Genomic DNA, 19306 nt, shown 5'->3' with positions numbered 1-19306 from the left:
TCAAACAGGAGCGGATCGGACCAGTTTTCCCGGATATGCCGTCCAGCACTGCGATTTGAACAAGGTTTGACTTGCTTCGCCGAAAGCGCTGCGCTAACCCTCGCCGCGTTGCAGCATAGAGCCCCCTTAAAACGGTTCAGTGGTTAAACTGTCACGCTTCCGCAAGTGGGTCCGGTGCTGTAATCAGAGTGGATTGGCCGCCAACGGAAACTGCAGCATGAACGCACTTTTAGGTTCGTACCTGCCCATCGTCCTGTTCATCGGCGTGGCGCTGATCGTCGGGCTGGCGCTGCTCGCCGCACCGTTCCTGGTGGCCTACCGCAACCCCGATCCGGAAAAGCTTTCCGCCTATGAGTGCGGCTTCAACTCGTTCGACGACGCCCGCATGAAGTTCGATATCCGCTTCTACCTGGTGTCGATCCTGTTCATCATCTTCGACCTGGAGGTGGCCTTCCTGTTTCCGTGGGCGGTGTCGTTCAGCCAGATCGGCATGCTCGGTTTCTGGTCGATGATGGTGTTTTTGGCGGTGTTGACCATCGGCTTTGCCTATGAATGGAAAAAAGGAGCGCTGGAATGGGATTGAACGACAGTTCCGGTACGCTCGTCGCGCCGAAGCCCAAGGGCCTCATCGATCCCAACACCGGCAGGCCGGTCGGGTCCGACGATCCATTCTTCCTGGAGATCAACAACGAGCTCGCCGACAAGGGCTTTCTCGTCACCTCGACCGAGGCGCTGATCACCTGGGCGCGCAGCGGCTCGCTGATGTTCATGACGTTTGGCCTCGCCTGCTGCGCCGTCGAGATGATCCACACGTCGATGCCGCGCTATGACAGCGAGCGCTTCGGCGTGGCGCCGCGCGCGTCTCCGCGCCAGTCCGACATCATGATCGTCGCCGGCACGCTGACCAACAAGATGGCGCCGGCGCTGCGCAAGGTCTACGATCAGATGCCGGAGCCGCGCTACGTCATCTCGATGGGCTCATGCGCCAATGGCGGCGGCTATTATCATTATTCCTATTCGGTGGTGCGCGGCTGCGACCGCATCGTGCCGGTCGACATCTACGTGCCCGGCTGTCCGCCGAGCGCCGAAGCGCTGCTCTACGGCATCCTTCTGCTGCAGAAGAAGATCCGCCGCACCGGCACGATCGAGCGGTGAGCGGCATGACCCAGGCGTTGAATGACCTCTCGACCTATCTCGGCGAGAAGCTGATCGGCCGGATCGGCGCGGCGGTGCTCGCCTATGGCGAACTCACTATCTCGGTCGAGCCGCGCGACCTGATCGAGGTGGTGACCTTCCTGCGCGACGACCCGAAATGCCAGTTCATTTCGATCATCGACGTTTGCGGCGCCGATTATCCGTCACGGGCAAAGCGCTTCGACGTCGTCTATCACCTGCTGTCGCCGAAGCAGAATATCCGCATCCGGCTCAAGGTCCAGGCCGACGAAGAGACGCTCGTGCCGTCGATCACCGGGATATATCCCGGCGCCGACTGGTTCGAGCGCGAGACCTACGATCTCTACGGCGTGCTGTTTTCGGGCCATCCCGATCTGCGGCGGATCCTGACCGACTACGGCTTTGAAGGCCATCCGCTGCGCAAGGACTTTCCGCTGACCGGCTTCGTCGAGGTGCGTTACGACGACGAAGCCAAGCGCGTCATCTACGAGCCGGTGGAGCTCAAGCAGGAATTCCGCAATTTCGATTTTCTGTCTCCGTGGGAAGGTACGGATTACGTGCTTCCAGGCGACGAAAAGGCGAAACAATGATAAAAATATCACGGCATTGGCTTCCGATCGTGATCGTATCGTTTTTCGCGCTGTTGGCCGGTGACTTGACGGGTCGAGCGGATAGCATTCCTGACGGCAATTTTGAGTCTAAGCTGCAAAAATATGATCCCAAAGCGGTCAGCGCTGCCTTGCGCTATGTTCGAAATTTCAACATGAACGCAAATTTCAAAGCGATGGCGCCCGCCTTGCGGCAGCAAACGATAGCTGAATTGAAAGGAGCCAATCCCTCGATTTCAGACAGCGATGCGGGTGAGTTTGCTGATGACTTCATCAAGCGAGCATTGCTGGATAACTCGGAGACTCTAGAGCATCTGACGGCGTTGATGCTGCTGGAAGCCTTCGATCCCGATGAAGTGGAGGCGATGGATGACTTTTACGCGTCGCCGATGGGGTCGCGTATTTTGGCAAAGACGCCGGCCTATATGGCCAAACTGCCGTATCTGGCCGAGTACTTCCAAAAAACCATCGTCCCTGAGGCACTCCGGCAGACACAAGCTGCCCTGAAGGCACAGGGTAAGGACATCAAAATCTGATTTGTTGAGGATCGAAGCTCCGGTACTGGGGCAATGAGTATATAGAAAAAATGGCTGAAACCTCCGTCCGCAATTTCAACATTAATTTTGGCCCTCAACACCCTGCGGCGCACGGCGTTTTGCGCCTGGTGCTGGAGCTTGACGGCGAAGTCGTCGATCGCGTCGATCCGCATATCGGGCTTTTGCATCGCGGCACGGAAAAGCTGATCGAACACAAGACTTATCTGCAGGCGGTACCCTATCTCGACCGGCTCGACTATTGCGCGCCGATGAACCAGGAGCATGCCTTCGCGCTTGCCGCGGAGCGGCTGCTCGGTATCGAGGTGCCGAAGCGCGGGCAGTTGATCCGAGTGCTCTATTCGGAAATCGGCCGCATCATGTCGCATATCCTCAACGTGACGACGCAGGCGATGGATGTCGGCGCGCTGACGCCGCCGCTGTGGGGCTTCGTCGAACGCGAAAAGCTGATGGTGTTCTATGAGCGTGCCAGCGGCTCGCGCATGCATGCCGCCTATTTCCGCCCCGGCGGCGTCCACCAGGACCTGCCGCAGAAGCTGATCGAGGACATCGGCAGCTGGATCGACCCGTTCCTGAAATCGGTCGACGACCTCGACTCACTCTTGACCGGCAACCGCATCTTCAAGCAGCGCAATGTCGACATCGCGACGGTGTCTCTGGCCGACGCCTGGGCCTGGGGTTTTTCCGGCGTCATGGTGCGCGGCTCGGGCGCGCCGTGGGACCTGCGCAAATCGCAGCCCTACGAATGCTATGCCGAGATGGATTTCGACATTCCGATCGGCAAGAACGGTGACTGTTTCGACCGCTATCTGGTGCGCATGGAAGAGATGCGGCAGTCGGCGAAAATCATGCGCCAGTGCGTCGACCTGTTGCTCGGCAAGGAGGGCGCCGGCCCGGTGTCCAACCTTGACGGCAAGGTGGTGCCGCCGAAGCGCGCGGCGATGAAGCGCTCGATGGAAGCGCTGATCCATCACTTCAAGCTCTACACCGAAGGCTACCGCGTGCCGGCCGGCGAGGTCTATGCGGCCGTCGAGGCGCCGAAAGGCGAGTTCGGCGTCTATCTCGTCTCCGACGGCACCAACAAGCCCTATCGCTGCAAGCTGCGCGCGCCCGGCTTCGCGCACCTCCAGGCCATGGACTTCTTGTGTCGCGGTCACATGCTGGCCGACGTCACCGCGGTGCTGGGTTCACTCGATATCGTGTTTGGTGAGGTCGATCGCTAAATGTCAGTCCGCCGTCTCGCAGAAGCCAGCCTCCAGCCAGCCTCCTTCGCCTTCAACCGGGCGAATGCGGCGGCGGCGAAGCAGTGGATCAAGAAATATCCGAAGGGCCGCGAGCAATCGGCGATCATCCCCTTGCTCATGCTGGCGCAGGAGCAGGAAGGCTGGGTGACCAAGGCGGCGATCGAAACGATCTCCGACATGCTCGACATGCCCTATATCCGTGGGCTGGAAGTCGCCACCTTCTATACCCAGTACCAGCTCAATCCGGTCGGCACCCGCGCGCATATCCAGGTCTGCGGCACCACGCCCTGCATGCTGCGCGGCTCGGAAGCGCTGATGGATGTCTGCCGCTCGAAGATCCATCACGACCAGTTCCACACCAACGACAAGGGCACGCTGTCGTGGGAGGAGGTCGAATGCCTCGGCGCCTGCGTCAACGCACCGATGGTGATGATATTCAAGGACACCTATGAGGATTTGACGCCGGAGCGGCTTGCCGAGATCATCGACCTCTATGACGCCGGCAAAGGTGCTTCGGTGACGCCAGGACCGCAAAACGGCCGCATCACTTCCGAGCCGGCCAGTGGCCTGACGACCCTCAAGAGCGAAAAGGCGATCCTCAAGGCGACCCGCGACCGGGAAACCAGGGCGGCGACCAAGGCCGCCAAGGATGCAGAGCCGGCGGCCGCCGCCGCAGCATCAGTTCCGCCAGCTGCTCCTGCCGCGCCGGCGCCGGTTGCGCCCTCGAATGCCAGCAAGCCGAAGACCGACGCGGTCGAGACCAACCCGGCGCTGAAATCGCCGTCGGCGACGAAAGTCGCGCCCGCGGCGGAAAGGGCGGCGAGCGTCGCAGCGCCTCTGCATTCGGCCGCCAATGCCAACAAGGCCGAACCGCAGGTCGAGGACGTCTCGAAACAGCGCAAGGGCCCCAAGAACAAGGCCGAGCCGGCGTCTGCTTTCAAAGCGCCGGAGGCCAAGGTCAAACCGGCGAAGGCTGCGGCCAAGCCGTCGCCCGGAAACAGGAGCCGGCCGACCGGCAAGAAGCCGGTCTGAGGAACGAGCAATGCTTCAGGACAGAGACCGCATCTTCAACAACATCTACGGCCGCTTCGACAAGTCGCTGGCCGGCGCCATGGCGCGCGGCGCCTGGGACAACACGCCCGGCATCGTTGCCAAGGGGCGCGAGTGGATCGTCAACGAGATGAAGGCATCGGGCCTGCGCGGCCGCGGCGGCGCCGGTTTCCCGACCGGGCTCAAATGGTCGTTCATGCCCAAGCAAAGCGACGGCCGGCCGAGCTATCTCGTCGTCAATGCCGACGAATCCGAGCCCGGCACCTGCAAGGACCGCGACATACTGCGCCATGACCCGCACACGCTGGTCGAAGGCTGCCTGCTTGCCGGCTTCGCCATGGGCGCGGTCGCCGCCTACATCTATGTGCGCGGCGAGTTCATCCGCGAGCGTGAGGCGCTGCAACGCGCCATAGACGAGGCCTATGCGGCCAAGCTGATCGGCAAGAACAACACCTCCGGCTACGATTTCGACATCTACATGCACCATGGCGCCGGTGCCTATATCTGCGGCGAGGAAACGGCGCTGCTCGAAAGCCTCGAGGGCAAGAAGGGCCAGCCGCGGCTGAAGCCGCCGTTTCCGGCCAATGTCGGCCTCTATGGCTGCCCGACGACGGTCAACAATGTCGAGTCCATCGCTGTCGCGCCGACCATCCTGCGCCGCGGTGCCGCCTGGTTCTCGTCCTTCGGCCGGCCCAACAATGTCGGCACCAAGCTGTTCTGCATCTCCGGCCACGTCAACAATCCATGCACCGTCGAAGAGGCGATGTCGATCCCGTTCCGCGAACTGATCGAGACGCATTGCGGCGGCATTCGCGGCGGCTGGGACAATCTGCTGGCGGTCATTCCGGGCGGCGCCTCGGTGCCGCTGGTGCCGGCCGAGCAGATCATCGACGCGCCGATGGATTTCGATGCGCTGCGCGACCTGAAATCGGGCCTCGGCACGGCGGCTGTCATCGTCATGGACAAATCGACCGATATCGTGAAAGCGATCGCGCGGCTGTCCTATTTCTACAAGCACGAGAGCTGCGGCCAGTGCACGCCCTGCCGTGAGGGCACCGGCTGGATGTGGCGGGTGATGGAACGGCTGGTGCGCGGCGAGGCGCAGAAGCGTGAGATCGACATGCTGCTCGACGTGACGAAGCAGGTCGAGGGCCATACGATCTGCGCGCTGGGCGATGCGGCGGCGTGGCCGATCCAGGGCCTGATGCGGCATTTCCGCGGCGAGGTGGAGCGGCGCATCGACGAGTTTTCGCGCAACGCACACCGCGCCGAACCGGTGCTGGCGGCGGCGGAATAGAAGAATTCAAAATGCGGGCGAATGTCCGAAACGAGGAAACGAGCGCGGGGCAGACGGAAACGACCAGGAGACCACCTATGTCGCTGTTTTCGACACCCGACGATTTTACGCCCGATATGGACCCGTTGTTGAAGATGAACCAGGATCTGACCAGGATGATGCCGAAGGAGATGGCCAATGCCGTCAATCTCCTGGCGCATCCTGTCGCGGGCGCGGCGGCGATGACGGCACTCGGCATCGGCCTTGCCAACCACGCCTTTGGTATCTGGATGGGCGTGCTTTCAGGCGCCGCTGAGACCTCGCAGCGGCTTTGGCAACCGGTCGCCGAGGATTTCGAGGCGCGAACGGAACGCTTTTCCGCGACCGGCAAAAGCTCCTCGACCAAGGCGCGCGCGGCGACCAAAACCCTGATTGCCGAGGCGCAGTCCTTCGCCAACGATGTGACTGACATTGCGACGAGCACCGCTGCACGGAGCTTGGCGAATGCCAGCACCGTTGCAGCGGATGCGTCGGCCGGGCTGATGCCGGAGGATTTCAAGCAGCCCAAGCCGATGGATCGGCCAGCCGAGCCGGCCGACCTCAAGGCGATATCGGGCATCGGGCCGAAACTGGAAAAGGTGCTGAACGGCCTTGGCATCTGGACATACGCCCAGATCGCCGCGTGGACGCCGCAAGAGATCGCCTGGGTCGAAGATTACCTGTCGTTGAAGGGCCGCATCGGCCGCGACAGCTGGATTGGTCAGGCGGCCGCGTTGGCCGGGGCCAAAAAGTGAATTCAATATCGTGCGCGGTCTCGGCTGCGCCCGGAAGGAAAGATTGCGGAACGTCCGCAGGGGTTTGAGGCGAAATGGCAAAGCTCAAGGTCGACGGGAAAGAGATCACTGTACCCGACCATTACACGCTGCTGCAGGCGGCCGAGGACGCCGGCGCGGAAGTGCCGCGCTTCTGCTTTCATGAGCGGCTGTCGATCGCCGGCAATTGCCGCATGTGCCTGATTGAGGTGAAAGGCGGCCCGCCCAAGCCGCAGGCGTCCTGCGCCATGGGCGTGCGCGACCTGCGCCCCGGCCCGAACGGCGAGCCGCCGGAAATCTTCACCAACACGCCGATGGTCAAGAAGGCGCGCGAAGGCGTGATGGAATTCCTGCTGATCAACCATCCGCTGGACTGCCCGATCTGCGACCAGGGCGGCGAGTGCGACCTGCAGGACCAGGCGATGGCGTTCGGGGTCGATTCCTCGCGCTACCATGAGAACAAGCGGGCGGTCGAAGACAAGTATATCGGGCCGCTCGTCAAGACGATCATGAACCGCTGCATCCATTGCACGCGCTGCGTCCGCTTCACCACCGAGATTGCGGGCATATCCGAGCTCGGCCTGATCGGCCGCGGCGAGGATGCCGAGATCACCACCTATCTCGAAAGCGCGATGACTTCGGAACTGCAGGGCAATGTCATCGACCTTTGCCCGGTCGGTGCGCTGACCTCCAAACCCTACGCCTTCCAGGCACGGCCGTGGGAGCTGACCAAGACCGAATCCATCGACGTGATGGACGCCGTCGGCTCGGCGATCCGCGTCGATAGCCGGGGCCGCGAAGTGATGCGCATCCTGCCGCGTACCAACGAGGCGGTGAACGAGGAATGGATTTCCGACAAGACCCGCTTCATCTGGGACGGCTTGCGCACGCAGCGCCTCGACCGCCCCTATGTGCGCAAGGACGGCAGACTGGCCCCGGCAAGCTGGGCCGAGGCTTTTGCCGCTATCAAGGAAGAGGTGTCGAATGCGGCACCCGAAAAGATCGGTGCCATTGCCGGCGATCTCGCAGCCGTCGAGGAGATCTACGCGCTGAAGCTTCTGATGGCTTCGCTCGGCTCGAAGAACACTGACTGCCGCCAGGACGGCGCCGCACTCGATCCGTCGCTCGGCCGGGCGAGCTATGTCTTCAACCCGACCATCGAAGGCATCGAACAGGCCGATGCGGTGCTGATCATCGGCGCCAATCCGCGCTTCGAGGCATCCTTGCTCAACGCCCGCATCCGCAAGCGCTGGCGGGCCGGCAATCTGCCGGTCGGCGTCATCGGCGATGTCGGCGATACGCGCTATGATTACGAGCAGCTCGGCGCCGGGCCGGAATCGCTGAAGGATCTGGCCGACGGTAACGGCAAGTTCTTCCAGCTGCTGAAGAAGGCGACGCATCCGCTGATCATCGTCGGACAGGGTGCGATGGCACGTCCGGACGGGGCGGCCGTGCTCGGCCAGGCGGCGAAGCTCGCCGTCGCAGTCAACGCCGCCAGGGCCGACTGGAACGGCTTTGCCGTGCTGCACACTGCCGCGGCACGCGTCGGCGGCCTCGATGTCGGGTTTGTGCCGGGCGAGGGCGGCGGGAACGTCGCCGGCATGCTGGGCGAGACCGATGTGCTGTTCCTGCTCGGCGCCGACGAAATCGACATGGCAAAGACCGGCGGCGCTTTCGTCGTCTATATCGGCACGCATGGCGACAAGGGCGCGCATCGCGCCAACGTCATCCTGCCGGGTGCCGCCTATACCGAGAAGTCGGGCACCTTCGTCAACACCGAGGGCCGCGTGCAGCAGACCAACCGGGCCGGCTTTGCGCCCGGCGAGGCGCGCGAGGACTGGGCGATCCTTCGGGCACTGTCGGATGTGCTCGGCAAGAAGCTGCCGTTCGATTCGCTGCCGCAGCTACGCGCAAAGCTCTATGCCGAATACCCGCATCTTGCCCGCATCGACCATGTCGCGGCCGGCGACCCGGCCGACATCGCCAGGGTTGCCAAGCTCGGCGGGCGGCTGAACAAGGGCACCTTCACCTCGCCGGTCAAGGATTTCTACCTGACCAACCCGATCGCGCGGGCTTCCGCGGTGATGGCCGAGTGCTCGGCTTTGGCGAAGAACGGCTTCAGGCAGGCGGCGGAGTAGATATGGACACCTTCTTCTCCTTCTACGTGCTGCCGGCGCTGCTGATCCTTTTGAAGTCGGTCGTGCTGATCGTCGTTCTGTTGATCTTCGTCGCCTATGTGCTTTACGCCGACCGCAAGATCTGGGCGGCGGTGCAATTGCGCCGCGGACCGAACGTCGTCGGCCCGTGGGGCACGCTGCAGGCGTTCGCCGATCTGCTGAAATTCGTCTTCAAGGAGCCGGTCATCCCGTCCGGCGCCAACAAGGGCGTTTTCCTGCTGGCGCCCTTGGTGTCGGCGGTGCTGGCGATCTCTGCCTGGGCGGTCATACCGGTCAATGAAGGCTGGGCGATCGCCAACGTCAATGTCGGCATCCTCTATGTCTTCGCCATCTCCTCGCTCGAGGTCTATGGCGTCATCATGGGCGGCTGGGCGTCCAATTCGAAATACCCCTTCCTCGGCGCGCTGCGCTCGGCGGCGCAGATGGTGTCCTACGAAGTCTCCATCGGTTTCGTCATCGTCACCGTGCTGCTTTGCGTCGGCTCGCTCAACCTGTCCGACATCGTCTTGTCGCAGCAGGACGGGCTGGGCACGCGGCTCGGCCTGCCCAACACCTTCCTCGACTGGCATTGGCTGTCGCTGTTCCCGATGTTCATCGTCTTCTTCATCTCGGCGTTGGCCGAGACCAACCGGCCGCCCTTCGACCTTGTGGAAGCCGAATCGGAACTCGTCGCCGGCCATATGGTCGAATATTCCTCGACGCCGTTCCTGTTGTTCTTCCTCGGCGAATATGTCGCCGTCGTCCTGATGTGCGCGCTGGCCACCATCCTGTTCCTTGGCGGCTGGCTGCCGCCCTTCAACTTCGCGCCGTTCACCTGGGTGCCGGGGCTGATCTGGTTCGTGCTCAAGGTCTGCCTGGTGTTCTTCATGTTCTCCATGGTGAAGGCGTTCGTGCCGCGCTACCGCTACGACCAGCTGATGCGGCTCGGCTGGAAGGTCTTCCTGCCGATCTCGCTGTTCATGGTGGTCGCCACCGCCGCCTTCCTCAAGATCACGGGGTTTGCGTGATGGGCAGTCTGATCGTTGGTTTTCTAGGCGCAGCTGTCGGCGTGCTTGTTGCGCTCTTTGGCAACGTCGTTGTGCTGCCCTACGTTTTGCGGCAACAGGACCAAAGGTTGGCAGCAAACTACCGAGTGCCGGTGTTTGGCTGGGACAAGCAGATATTGGCGTCGATGACGAGACTTGCATACCGTTTCCTGATGCCTGTCTTTTTCGGATTTATCGGCGCAATCGCTGCAACACAGATCTTTGGGGGTGCTGAATGAGTACGCTATCCCAGGCCGCCAAGTCACTGCTTTTGCAGGACTTCGTCAGCGCTTTCTTCCTGTCGATGCGCCAATTCTTCGCGCCGAAGGAGACCATCAACTATCCGCATGAAAAGGGGCCGGTCAGCCCGCGCTTCCGTGGCGAACATGCGCTGCGCCGCTACCCGAACGGCGAGGAACGCTGCATCGCCTGCAAACTATGCGAGGCGATCTGCCCGGCACAGGCCATCACCATCGAAGCCGGCCCACGCCGCAACGACGGCACGCGACGCACCGTGCGCTACGACATCGACATGGTGAAATGCATTTACTGCGGCTTCTGCCAGGAAGCCTGCCCGGTCGACGCCATTGTCGAGGGGCCGAATTTCGAATTCGCGACGGAAACGCGCGAGGAGCTGTATTACGACAAGGACCGGCTCCTGGCCAATGGCGACCGCTGGGAGCGTGAACTGGCGCGCAACATCTCGCTGGATGCGCCTTACCGCTGATATTTGACGCATGGACGGGGCGAGGGCCCTCGTTTAAGGAACATGCAACTTGCCGACCGGAGGCGGTGGCAAAAAAAACAGGACGAACGTCCTGTTCTGACAGGAAACCCGGGGGAACCCATGCTGAGTGGACTAGAGGCGGCCTTTTTCTACCTCTTCGCCTTTGTCGCGGTGGCATCGGCGTTCATGGTCATATCGGCGCGCAATCCCGTGCATTCGGTGCTGTTCCTGATCCTGACCTTCTTTAACGCCGCCGGCCTGTTCATGCTGACCGGCGCCGAGTTCCTGGCGATGATCCTGCTCGTCGTCTATGTCGGCGCGGTGCTGGTGCTGTTCCTGTTCGTCGTCATGATGCTCGACGTCGACTTCGCCGAAATGAAGGAAGGCGCCCTGCAATATGCACCAATCGGCGCGCTGGTCGGGCTGATCCTGGCGGCGGAGCTGATCGTGGTGCTCGGCGGCTATACATTCGCGCCGAAACTGGCGGCGACGGTTGCCAAGCCTATTCCGGACCTGGCCGCGCGCTCCAACACGGCAGCGCTCGGCGACATCCTCTATACGGATTACCTCTATTATTTCCAGGTGGCTGGGCTGGTGCTGCTGGTCGCCATGATCGGCGCCATCGTGCTGACGCTGCGCCACAAGCCGGGCGTCAAGCGGCAGTCGATCGCCGCCCAGGTCGGCCGCACGGCGGCAACCGGAGTGGAAATCCGCAAGGTCAAGACGGGCGAAGGAGTCTGAGATGGTCGTCGGCATCGCGCACTACCTGACCGTATCGGCGATCCTGTTCACGCTCGGCGTGTTCGGCATCTTCCTGAACCGCAGGAACGTCATCGTCATCCTGATGTCGATCGAGCTGATCCTGCTTGCCGTCAACATCAATTTCGTCGCCTTCTCGGCGGCGCTCGGCGACCTGGTCGGCCAGGTGTTCGCACTGTTCGTGCTGACGGTCGCGGCGGCCGAAGCGGCGATCGGCCTTGCCATTCTCGTCGTCTTCTTCCGCAACCGCGGCTCGATCGCGGTCGAAGACGTGAACATGATGAAGGGTTGACGGAACCACCATGTATCAGGCCATCGTCTTCCTTCCGCTGCTCGGCTTCTTGATCGTCGGCCTGTTCGGCACTTCGCTCGGCGCCAAGGCTTCAGAATACATCACCTCCGGCTTCCTGGTGATAGCGGCTGTGCTGTCGTGGGTCGCCTTCTTCTCGGTCGGCTTCGGCGGCGGCGAGGTGTTCACCGTGCCGGTGCTGCGCTGGATCCAGTCTGGCGGCCTTGAAGCGTCCTGGGCGCTCAGGATCGACACGCTGACGGTGGTCATGCTGGTCGTCGTCAACACGGTGTCGTCGCTGGTCCACATCTACTCGATCGGCTACATGCATCACGATCCGGACCGGCCGCGCTTCTTCGCCTATCTGTCGCTGTTTACCTTCGCCATGCTGATGCTGGTGACGGCCGACAACCTCGTGCAGATGTTCTTCGGCTGGGAAGGCGTCGGCCTTGCCTCCTATCTGCTGATCGGCTTCTGGTACAAGAAGCCGTCGGCCAATGCGGCTGCGATCAAGGCCTTCGTCGTCAACCGCGTCGGCGATTTCGGCTTTGCGCTCGGCATATTCGGCGTGTTCGTGCTGTTCGGCTCGGTCAATCTCGGCACCATCTTCGCCAATGCGGCGACGTTCATTCCGGCGGAAGGCGCGCCGCAAGGCGCGGCCGTGCTGACCTTCCTCGGCTATGCACTCGACAAGCAGGCTGCGATGACGGTCGTCTGCCTGCTCCTGTTCATGGGCGCCATGGGCAAGTCGGCGCAGGTGCCGCTGCACACCTGGCTGCCGGATGCCATGGAGGGCCCGACGCCGGTCTCGGCACTGATCCATGCCGCGACCATGGTGACGGCAGGCGTGTTCATGCTGGCGCGGTTGTCGCCGCTGTTCGAGCTGTCGCATTCGGCACTGACGGTGGTCACCTTCATCGGCGCTTTCACCGCCTTCTTCGCGGCGACCGTCGGTCTCGTCCAGAACGACATCAAGCGCGTCATCGCCTATTCGACCTGTTCGCAGCTCGGCTACATGTTCGTGGCGCTCGGCGTCGGCGCCTATGGCGCAGCGATTTTCCATCTGTTCACCCACGCCTTCTTCAAGGCGCTGCTGTTCCTCGGCTCGGGCTCGGTCATCCACGCCGTCTCCGACGAGCAGGACATGCGCAAAATGGGCGGCCTGAGGACGCTGATCCCGACGACTTACTGGATGATGGTGATCGGCACGTTGGCGCTGACCGGTGTCGGCATTCCGGTAACGATCATCGGCACGGCCGGCTTCTTTTCCAAGGACGCCATCATCGAAGCGGCCTTCGCCGGCCACAATGCGGTAGCCGCGTTTGCCTTCATATTGCTGGTCATTGCTGCCTGCTTCACCTCCTTCTACTCCTGGCGGCTGATCTTCATGACCTTCCACGGCGAGCCGCGGGCCAGCCACGAGGTCATGCACCATGTCCATGAATCGCCACCGGTCATGCTGGTGCCGCTGTTCATCCTGGCGGCGGGCGCGCTGTTCGCCGGCGTGATCTTCCACGGCGCCTTCATCGGCGAGGGCTATGCCGAATTCTGGAAGGCGTCGCTGTTCACGCTGCCGGACAACCACATCCTGCACGAAATCCACGAAGTGCCGTTGTGGGTCGAGCTGTCACCGTTCATCGCCATGCTGATCGGCTTTGCGATTGCCTGGCAGTTCTATATTCGCGCGCCGGAAATGCCTCGGAGCGTCGCCGCCAACCATCGCCTGCTTTACGCCTTCCTGCTCAACAAATGGTATTTCGACGAGCTCTACGACTTCCTGTTCGTGCGGCCGGCAAAGCGCCTCGGCAGCTTCCTGTGGAAGACAGGCGACGGCACCGTCATCGATGGGCTCGGGCCGGACGGCATTTCGGCGCGCGTCGTCGACGTCACCAACCGGGTCGTCAAGCTGCAGACCGGCTATCTCTACCACTATGCCTTCGCCATGCTGATCGGCGTTGCCGCACTCGTCACCTGGATGATGCTCTGATGACCGCCTGGCCGATCCTATCGCTGGTCACCTTCCTGCCGCTGGTTGGTGTGCTGCTCATTCTTTTCGTGCGTGACGACAGCGAGAACGCGCGCCGCAACATCCGCGCCATCGCGCTGTTCACGACTGCGTTCACCTTCGTGGTTTCGCTGTTCATCTGGACCGGCTTCGACAATTCGCAGCCTGGCTTCCAGTTCGTTGAGAAGTTTGCCTGGCTGGATTCCGGCATCTCCTACCATATGGGCGTAGACGGCATCTCCATGCTGTTCGTCATCCTGACCACCTTCCTGATGCCGCTCTGCATTCTCGCCTCGTGGGAATCGATCGAGAAGCGCGTCAAGGCCTATATGATCGCCTTCCTGCTGCTCGAGACGCTGATGATCGGCGTGTTCTGCGCGCTCGACATCGTCTTGTTCTATGTCTTCTTCGAAGCCGGCCTGATCCCGATGTTCATCATCATCGGCGTGTGGGGCGGCAAGCGGCGCGTCTATGCCTCGTTCAAGTTCTTCCTCTATACGCTGGCCGGCTCGGTGCTGATGCTGCTCGCCATCATGGCGATGTTCTTCCAGTCCGGCACCACCGATATCCCGACGCTTCTGACGCATAACTTCCCGGCCAATATGCAGACCTGGCTATGGCTTGCCTTCTTCGCGTCCTTCGCGGTGAAGATGCCGATGTGGCCGGTGCATACCTGGCTGCCGGACGCACATGTCGAGGCGCCGACGGCCGGCTCGGTGATCCTGGCCGCCATCCTGCTCAAGATGGGCGGGTACGGCTTCCTGCGTTTTTCGCTGCCGATGTTTCCGATCGCATCCGAAATGTTCGCGCCGCTGATCTTCACGCTTTCCGTCGTCGCCATCATCTACACCTCGCTGGTGGCGCTGATGCAGGAGGACATGAAGAAGCTGATCGCCTATTCGTCGGTCGCTCACATGGGCTTCGTCACCATGGGAATCTTCGCGATGAACCAGGAAGGCGTCCAGGGTTCGATCTTCCAGATGCTGTCGCACGGCCTGGTCTCCGGCGCGCTGTTCCTCTGCGTCGGCGTCGTCTACGACCGCATGCACACGCGTGACATCGACGCCTATGGCGGGTTGGTCAACAACATGCCGAAATATGCGACCGTGTTCATGATCTTCACCATGGCCAATGTCGGCCTGCCCGGCACCAGCGGCTTCGTCGGCGAGTTCCTGACCATGCTCGGCGTGTTCCGGGTCAACACCTGGGTGGCGTTCTTCGCCGCCACCGGCGTCGTCCTTTCGGCGGCCTATGCGCTCTGGCTCTACCGCAAGGTGATCTTCGGCGCGCTGACCAAGGAAAGCCTGAAAGGCCTGCTCGACCTGTCGACGCGCGAGAAGGTGATCATCTATCCGCTGGTCGCGCTGGTCATCTTCTTCGGCGTCTATCCGGCGCCGATCTTCGACGCGACCGCCGAATCGGTCAAGGCGCTCGTTACCAATGTCACCGCATCCATCGGCGCCGCGCAGACCGCGGCGGCGAACTGACTGGGGGTTTGCGAACCATGACGCCGGACCTTCTCTCAAGCCTGTCGCTCTCGACGCCAGAGCTGATCCTCGCCATCGGCGCCTTGGCGCTGTTGATGCTCGGCGCCTATTCGCGCGCCAACACCACCGTCACGGTGAGCGGCCTTGCCGTCGCCGTGCTGGTGATCGCCGGCGCCTGGCTGGTCTTTTCGCCGGGACAGGGCAACGCCTATGGCGAAGCCTTCATCCAGGATCCGTTCGCCCGCTTCATGAAGGTGCTGGCGCTGGTCGGCTCGGCGGTGACGCTGGTCATGTCGGTCCGCTTTGCCCAGGCGGAGCGTTTCGACAAGTTCGAATATCCGGTGCTGATCCTGCTCTGCACGCTCGGCATGATGCTGATGATCTCGGCCAACGGCATGATCGGGCTCTATCTCGGCCTCGAGCTGCAATCGCTGGCGATCTACGTGCTGGCGGCGATCAACCGGGACAATCTGCGCTCGACCGAGGCCGGGCTGAAGTACTTCGTCCTTGGCGCGCTGTCGTCGGGCATGCTGCTTTACGGCATCTCGCTGGTCTACGGCTACACCGGCAACACCGGCTTCCAGGAGATCGCCGCGGCGCTGAGCGGCGGCGAGCGCCAGCTCGGCCTCGTCTTCGGCCTGGTTTTTGTGCTGGCCGGCCTTGCCTTCAAGATCTCGGCGGTGCCGTTCCATATGTGGACGCCCGACGTCTATGAGGGCGCGCCGACGCCGGTGACGGCTTTTCTGGCGGCGGCACCGAAGATGGCGGCGATGGCGCTGATGGTGCGCGTCACCATGGGCGCCTTCAAGCCGATCGCCGCCGACTGGCAGCAGATCATCGTCTTCATCTCGATCGCCTCGATGGCGCTTGGTGCCTTCGCGGCCATCGGCCAGACCAACATCAAACGGCTGATGGCCTATTCCTCCATCGGTCATATGGGTTATGCGCTGGTCGGCCTTGCCGCGAACAGCCAGGACGGCGTGCGCGGCGTCGCCATCTACATGTTGATCTATCTGGTGATGACGCTCGGCACCTTCGCCTTCATCCTCGCCATGCGGCGCAAGGAGGGCAATGTCGAGCAGATCAGCGATCTCGCCGGCCTGTCGGCGACCAATCCGATCATGGCGACGATCCTCACCATCCTGATGTTCTCGCTGGCCGGTATCCCGCCACTCGCCGGCTTCTGGGGGAAATGGTACGTGTTCCTCGCCGCCATCAATGCCAACCTCTATGCGCTGGCGATCATCGGCGTACTGGCGTCTGTGGTGGGCGCCTATTATTATCTGCGCATCATCAAGATCATGTGGTTCGACGAACCGGTCGGCGGCTTCGTGCCGATGGCGACCGAACTGCGCGTCGTGCTCGGTGTCTGCGGCGCTTTCGTGCTGTTCTACGTGCTGATCGGCGGCCCGATCGGAACCTACGCCGCTGCTGCGGCCAAGACCTTCTTCTGACGGAATGACGTTCAGGCTGGCTCCAACCGCGGCTTCGGACGGGTTCCGGCTCGAGGCGCACGACACGGTCGGCTCCACCAATGCGCTGGCGCTGGAGCACGCGCGGGCCGGCGATCCGGGCAAACTCTGGGTCGTCTCAAAAAAGCAGGAAGCCGGGCGTGGTCGCCGTGGCCGCGCCTGGGCGACGCCCGAGGGCAATCTGGCAGCGACGCTGCTGGTGATCACCAACACCGAGCTTCGGCTTGCCGCGACGCTCGGCTTCGTTGCCGGACTGGCGCTGGCCGACGCGCTCGATGCTGTCGTGCCGAAGGGCAGGATCGCGATCGGCCTCGATGGTGCGAGCCAAGGCAAGAACCGTTTCGAACTGAAATGGCCGAACGATGTGCTTGCCTCGGGCGCCAAGCTCGCCGGCATCCTGCTGGAATCGGCGATGCTGGATGGCGACCGTTCGGCGGTGGCTGTCGGTATCGGCGTCAACGTGGTGGCATACCCTGAGGATTTGCCTTATCCAGCGACGTCGCTCAGCGCGCTGGGGTCTGCTTGCGATGCCGAGACGCTGTTTCTGGCGCTGTCGGATGCCTGGAGCGAGAATGCGCGGCTGTGGAACGAAGGGCGTGGGCTTGCCGCCGTCAGGCGGCGCTGGCTGGCGCGTGCGGCGGGGCTTGGCGGGCAGGTTGCTGTCAGAATTGACGGTAATGTGGTGCGCGGCACCTTCGAGACCATTGACGAGGACTGCCGTTTCGTGATCCGCGACGATGAAGGTTCGGTTCTGACGATCGCCGCCGGCGACGTGCATTTCGGCGCGGTTGCCTCGGCCGGCGTTTGACCGGCCAATACGTTTGACTGGCCAGGTATTTGACCAGCTTGAATTTGACCGGCCGACAATTTTGACCGGCCGACAATTTTGACCGGCCCGCAATTTTGACCGGCAAGGAAGGAAAGACCATGGCGACAGCGGAAAACGCCGAACTTGTCTTCGTGCCGCTTGGCGGTGTCGGCGAGATCGGCATGAACTTCGCCCTCTACGGCTATGGGCCGGCCAATGCGCGCGAATGGATCGTCGTCGACGTCGGCGTCACCTTTCCCGATGCAACCCTGCCCGGCGTCGACCTGGTTCTGCCCGACACACGCTTCATCGAGGAGAATGTCGCCAATCTGCGCGGCATCGTCATCACCCATGCGCATGAGGACCATTACGGCGCGCTCCACGACATCTGGCCGAAGCTCAAGGCGCCGGTGTGGATGACGCCGTTCAGCGCCGGCCTGCTGGAAGCCAAGCGGCAGGGCGAGCAAGGGGCGCCGAAGATCCCGGTGACGATCTACCGGGCCGGCGAGAAATTCACCGTCGGCCCGTTCGAGATCGAGGCCATCCCTGTTGCGCACTCCATTCCCGAGCCGATGTCGCTGGCGATCACGACGCCGGCCGGCGTCGTCATCCATACCGGCGACTGGAAGATCGATCCGGCGCCGACGGTCGGGCCGATGACCGACGAGGCGCGCTTCCGAGCCTATGGCGACAAGGGCGTGCTGGCGCTGGTCTGCGATTCCACCAATGCGATGCGGGAAGGGGAATCGCCGTCCGAAGTGGCGGTGGGCGAGGGCCTCAAGAGCGTCATCCAGAACGCCAAGGGCCGGGTCGCCGTCACCAGCTTCTCCTCCAATGTCGGGCGTATCGTCTCCATCGCCAAGGCGGCGCGGGATGCCGGCCGCCAGTGCCTGGTGATTGGCCGCTCGATGAAGCGCGTCATCGATGTGGCTGATGAACTCGGCTATATGGACGGGTTGCCGGAATTCATCGCCGAGGAGGATTACGGCTTCATCCCGCGCGAAAACCTCGTCATCATCTGCACCGGCAGCCAGGGCGAGCCGCTTGCCGCACTTGCCAAGCTGTCGCGCGACGAGATGAAGTCGGTGGCGCTGACGGCCGGCGACACGGTGGTGTTTTCCTCGCGCACCATTCCCGGCAACGAGAAGGCGATCCTCGAAATCAAGAACCGCCTGATCGATCTCGGCATCAAGATCATCGAGGACGGCGATGCGCTGGTGCATGTCTCCGGCCATCCACGCCGCAGCGAATTGCGCAAGATGTATGAATGGGTGCGGCCGCAAATCGGCGTTCCCGTGCATGGCGAAGCGGCGCATCTGGTGGCGCAGGGCTCGCTGATGTCGACGTCCGGCATCGGCCAGGTCGCGCAGGTGCGCGACGGCGACATGCTCAGGCTGTATCCGGGTGCCGCCGCCATCATCGACCAGGTGCCGTTCGGCCGCATCTACAAGGACGGAAGGCTGATCGGCAGCGACCAGGCGATGGGCATTCGCGATCGCCGCAAGCTGTCCTTCGCCGGCCATGTCGCCGTCAATGTCGTGCTCGACGACAAATACGAGCTTGCCGGCGATCCCGATCTGGTCGCCATCGGCGTCGCCGAGGCCGACGGCAGCGGCGAGAGCCTGGAAGACCTGATGATCGATGCGGCAATCGGCGCCGTGGACTCCATCCCCCGCCAGCGCCGAAAAGACCTCGACCTGGTCCAGGAGGCGGTGGGCCCCCCCGGGGGGGGGGCGGGCCCACCACACCGGGGGGACAAAGCCCGGGGGGGGGGGTTTTTGACCACGGTGGGCACAAAGGGGTATGGGGGGATGGGGGGGAATGTGTTTGGGATTTTGGT

19 protein-coding genes are annotated in these 19306 nt (G+C 62.7%); all 19 read left to right on the top strand.

Annotated elements, in window-relative coordinates; genetic code table 11:
* Positions 1–217: 217 nt before the first annotated feature.
* A complete protein-coding gene (locus NKH99_RS18265; RefSeq protein WP_023676631.1) occupies positions 218–583 on the top strand; it encodes an NADH-quinone oxidoreductase subunit A in 366 nt (121 codons plus the stop codon).
* Positions 574–1155 (top strand): NuoB/complex I 20 kDa subunit family protein, encoded by a 582-nt coding sequence (locus NKH99_RS18260; RefSeq protein ID WP_023670824.1) that lies wholly within the window; start codon positions 574–576, stop codon positions 1153–1155. The genes NKH99_RS18265 and NKH99_RS18260 overlap by 10 nt, the downstream gene beginning before the upstream one ends.
* Positions 1156–1160: 5 nt before the next feature.
* Positions 1161–1763 carry an NADH-quinone oxidoreductase subunit C gene (locus tag NKH99_RS18255; protein ID WP_352470230.1) on the top strand — a complete coding sequence of 201 codons (603 nt, stop codon included), beginning with the start codon at positions 1161–1163 and terminating at the stop codon, positions 1761–1763.
* Between the two features lie 29 nt (positions 1764–1792).
* On the top strand, positions 1793–2317 hold the full coding sequence (locus NKH99_RS18250; protein ID WP_353014886.1) for a DUF2059 domain-containing protein: 525 nt from the start codon (positions 1793–1795) through the stop codon (positions 2315–2317).
* Between the two features lie 50 nt (positions 2318–2367).
* Positions 2368–3558, top strand: a complete 1191-nt coding sequence (locus tag NKH99_RS18245; RefSeq protein ID WP_353014885.1) for an NADH-quinone oxidoreductase subunit D — start codon at positions 2368–2370, stop codon at positions 3556–3558.
* Positions 3559–4611: an NADH-quinone oxidoreductase subunit NuoE gene (gene nuoE / locus NKH99_RS18240; RefSeq protein WP_352470233.1), complete on the top strand. Its 1053-nt coding sequence runs from the start codon at positions 3559–3561 to the stop codon at positions 4609–4611. It begins immediately after the preceding gene.
* Between the two features lie 10 nt (positions 4612–4621).
* Positions 4622–5926, top strand: a complete 1305-nt coding sequence (gene nuoF / locus NKH99_RS18235; protein WP_023676626.1) for an NADH-quinone oxidoreductase subunit NuoF — start codon at positions 4622–4624, stop codon at positions 5924–5926.
* 77 nt (positions 5927–6003) lie between these two features.
* Positions 6004–6699, top strand: coding sequence for a helix-hairpin-helix domain-containing protein (locus NKH99_RS18230; protein ID WP_352831107.1), 696 nt, complete (start codon positions 6004–6006; stop codon positions 6697–6699).
* Between the two features lie 74 nt (positions 6700–6773).
* Positions 6774–8855 carry an NADH-quinone oxidoreductase subunit NuoG gene (nuoG, locus tag NKH99_RS18225; protein ID WP_353014884.1) on the top strand — a complete coding sequence of 694 codons (2082 nt, stop codon included), beginning with the start codon at positions 6774–6776 and terminating at the stop codon, positions 8853–8855.
* A gap of 2 nt (positions 8856–8857) precedes the next feature.
* On the top strand, positions 8858–9901 hold the full coding sequence (gene nuoH / locus NKH99_RS18220) for an NADH-quinone oxidoreductase subunit NuoH (protein WP_292663045.1): 1044 nt from the start codon (positions 8858–8860) through the stop codon (positions 9899–9901).
* Positions 9901–10158 carry a hypothetical protein gene (locus NKH99_RS18215; RefSeq protein ID WP_352745070.1) on the top strand — a complete coding sequence of 86 codons (258 nt, stop codon included), beginning with the start codon at positions 9901–9903 and terminating at the stop codon, positions 10156–10158. Before nuoH ends, NKH99_RS18215 begins: the two co-directional genes overlap by 1 nt.
* Positions 10155–10646, top strand: coding sequence for an NADH-quinone oxidoreductase subunit NuoI (gene nuoI, locus NKH99_RS18210; RefSeq protein ID WP_352745068.1), 492 nt, complete (start codon positions 10155–10157; stop codon positions 10644–10646). The genes NKH99_RS18215 and nuoI overlap by 4 nt, the downstream gene beginning before the upstream one ends.
* A 120-nt stretch (positions 10647–10766) precedes the next feature.
* Complete coding sequence (locus NKH99_RS18205; protein ID WP_023676621.1) at positions 10767–11387, top strand: NADH-quinone oxidoreductase subunit J; 621 nt, start codon at positions 10767–10769, stop codon at positions 11385–11387.
* Between the two features lies 1 nt (position 11388).
* Positions 11389–11697 (top strand): NADH-quinone oxidoreductase subunit NuoK, encoded by a 309-nt coding sequence (gene nuoK, locus NKH99_RS18200; protein ID WP_023676620.1) that lies wholly within the window; start codon positions 11389–11391, stop codon positions 11695–11697.
* A 10-nt stretch (positions 11698–11707) separates the two neighbouring features.
* The gene (gene nuoL / locus NKH99_RS18195; protein WP_353014883.1) at positions 11708–13681 is read left to right on the top strand and encodes an NADH-quinone oxidoreductase subunit L; all 1974 of its coding nucleotides are present in this window, start codon (positions 11708–11710) and stop codon (positions 13679–13681) included.
* Positions 13681–15186: an NADH-quinone oxidoreductase subunit M gene (locus NKH99_RS18190; protein WP_352681670.1), complete on the top strand. Its 1506-nt coding sequence runs from the start codon at positions 13681–13683 to the stop codon at positions 15184–15186. Before nuoL ends, NKH99_RS18190 begins: the two co-directional genes overlap by 1 nt.
* A gap of 17 nt (positions 15187–15203) precedes the next feature.
* Positions 15204–16640 (top strand): NADH-quinone oxidoreductase subunit NuoN, encoded by a 1437-nt coding sequence (nuoN, locus tag NKH99_RS18185; RefSeq protein ID WP_352470239.1) that lies wholly within the window; start codon positions 15204–15206, stop codon positions 16638–16640.
* Between the two features lie 4 nt (positions 16641–16644).
* A complete protein-coding gene (locus NKH99_RS18180; RefSeq protein ID WP_353014882.1) occupies positions 16645–17466 on the top strand; it encodes a biotin--[acetyl-CoA-carboxylase] ligase in 822 nt (273 codons plus the stop codon).
* A 119-nt stretch (positions 17467–17585) separates the two neighbouring features.
* The coding region (locus NKH99_RS18175; protein WP_353014881.1) for a ribonuclease J at positions 17586–19306 on the top strand (1721 nt) is incomplete at its 3' end.

The sequence above is a fragment of the Mesorhizobium sp. M0854 genome (genome assembly GCF_040319815.1).
Taxonomy (GTDB): Bacteria; Pseudomonadota; Alphaproteobacteria; order Rhizobiales; family Rhizobiaceae; genus Mesorhizobium.
This window is presented reverse-complemented; position numbering and strand designations above follow the sequence as displayed.

Coding starts and splice junctions, on each gene's coding strand:
- nuoI (WP_352745068.1), top strand. CDS start 10,155: ATGAGTACGCTATCCCAGGCCGCCAAGTCACTGCTTTTGCAGGACTTC.
- nuoF (WP_023676626.1), top strand. CDS start 4,622: ATGCTTCAGGACAGAGACCGCATCTTCAACAACATCTACGGCCGCTTC.
- nuoN (WP_352470239.1), top strand. CDS start 15,204: ATGACGCCGGACCTTCTCTCAAGCCTGTCGCTCTCGACGCCAGAGCTG.
- NKH99_RS18260 (WP_023670824.1), top strand. CDS start 574: ATGGGATTGAACGACAGTTCCGGTACGCTCGTCGCGCCGAAGCCCAAG.
- NKH99_RS18265 (WP_023676631.1), top strand. CDS start 218: ATGAACGCACTTTTAGGTTCGTACCTGCCCATCGTCCTGTTCATCGGC.
- nuoK (WP_023676620.1), top strand. CDS start 11,389: ATGGTCGTCGGCATCGCGCACTACCTGACCGTATCGGCGATCCTGTTC.
- NKH99_RS18180 (WP_353014882.1), top strand. CDS start 16,645: ATGACGTTCAGGCTGGCTCCAACCGCGGCTTCGGACGGGTTCCGGCTC.
- NKH99_RS18190 (WP_352681670.1), top strand. CDS start 13,681: ATGACCGCCTGGCCGATCCTATCGCTGGTCACCTTCCTGCCGCTGGTT.
- nuoL (WP_353014883.1), top strand. CDS start 11,708: ATGTATCAGGCCATCGTCTTCCTTCCGCTGCTCGGCTTCTTGATCGTC.
- NKH99_RS18215 (WP_352745070.1), top strand. CDS start 9,901: ATGGGCAGTCTGATCGTTGGTTTTCTAGGCGCAGCTGTCGGCGTGCTT.
- nuoH (WP_292663045.1), top strand. CDS start 8,858: ATGGACACCTTCTTCTCCTTCTACGTGCTGCCGGCGCTGCTGATCCTT.
- NKH99_RS18245 (WP_353014885.1), top strand. CDS start 2,368: ATGGCTGAAACCTCCGTCCGCAATTTCAACATTAATTTTGGCCCTCAA.
- nuoE (WP_352470233.1), top strand. CDS start 3,559: ATGTCAGTCCGCCGTCTCGCAGAAGCCAGCCTCCAGCCAGCCTCCTTC.
- nuoG (WP_353014884.1), top strand. CDS start 6,774: ATGGCAAAGCTCAAGGTCGACGGGAAAGAGATCACTGTACCCGACCAT.
- NKH99_RS18230 (WP_352831107.1), top strand. CDS start 6,004: ATGTCGCTGTTTTCGACACCCGACGATTTTACGCCCGATATGGACCCG.
- NKH99_RS18255 (WP_352470230.1), top strand. CDS start 1,161: ATGACCCAGGCGTTGAATGACCTCTCGACCTATCTCGGCGAGAAGCTG.
- NKH99_RS18205 (WP_023676621.1), top strand. CDS start 10,767: ATGCTGAGTGGACTAGAGGCGGCCTTTTTCTACCTCTTCGCCTTTGTC.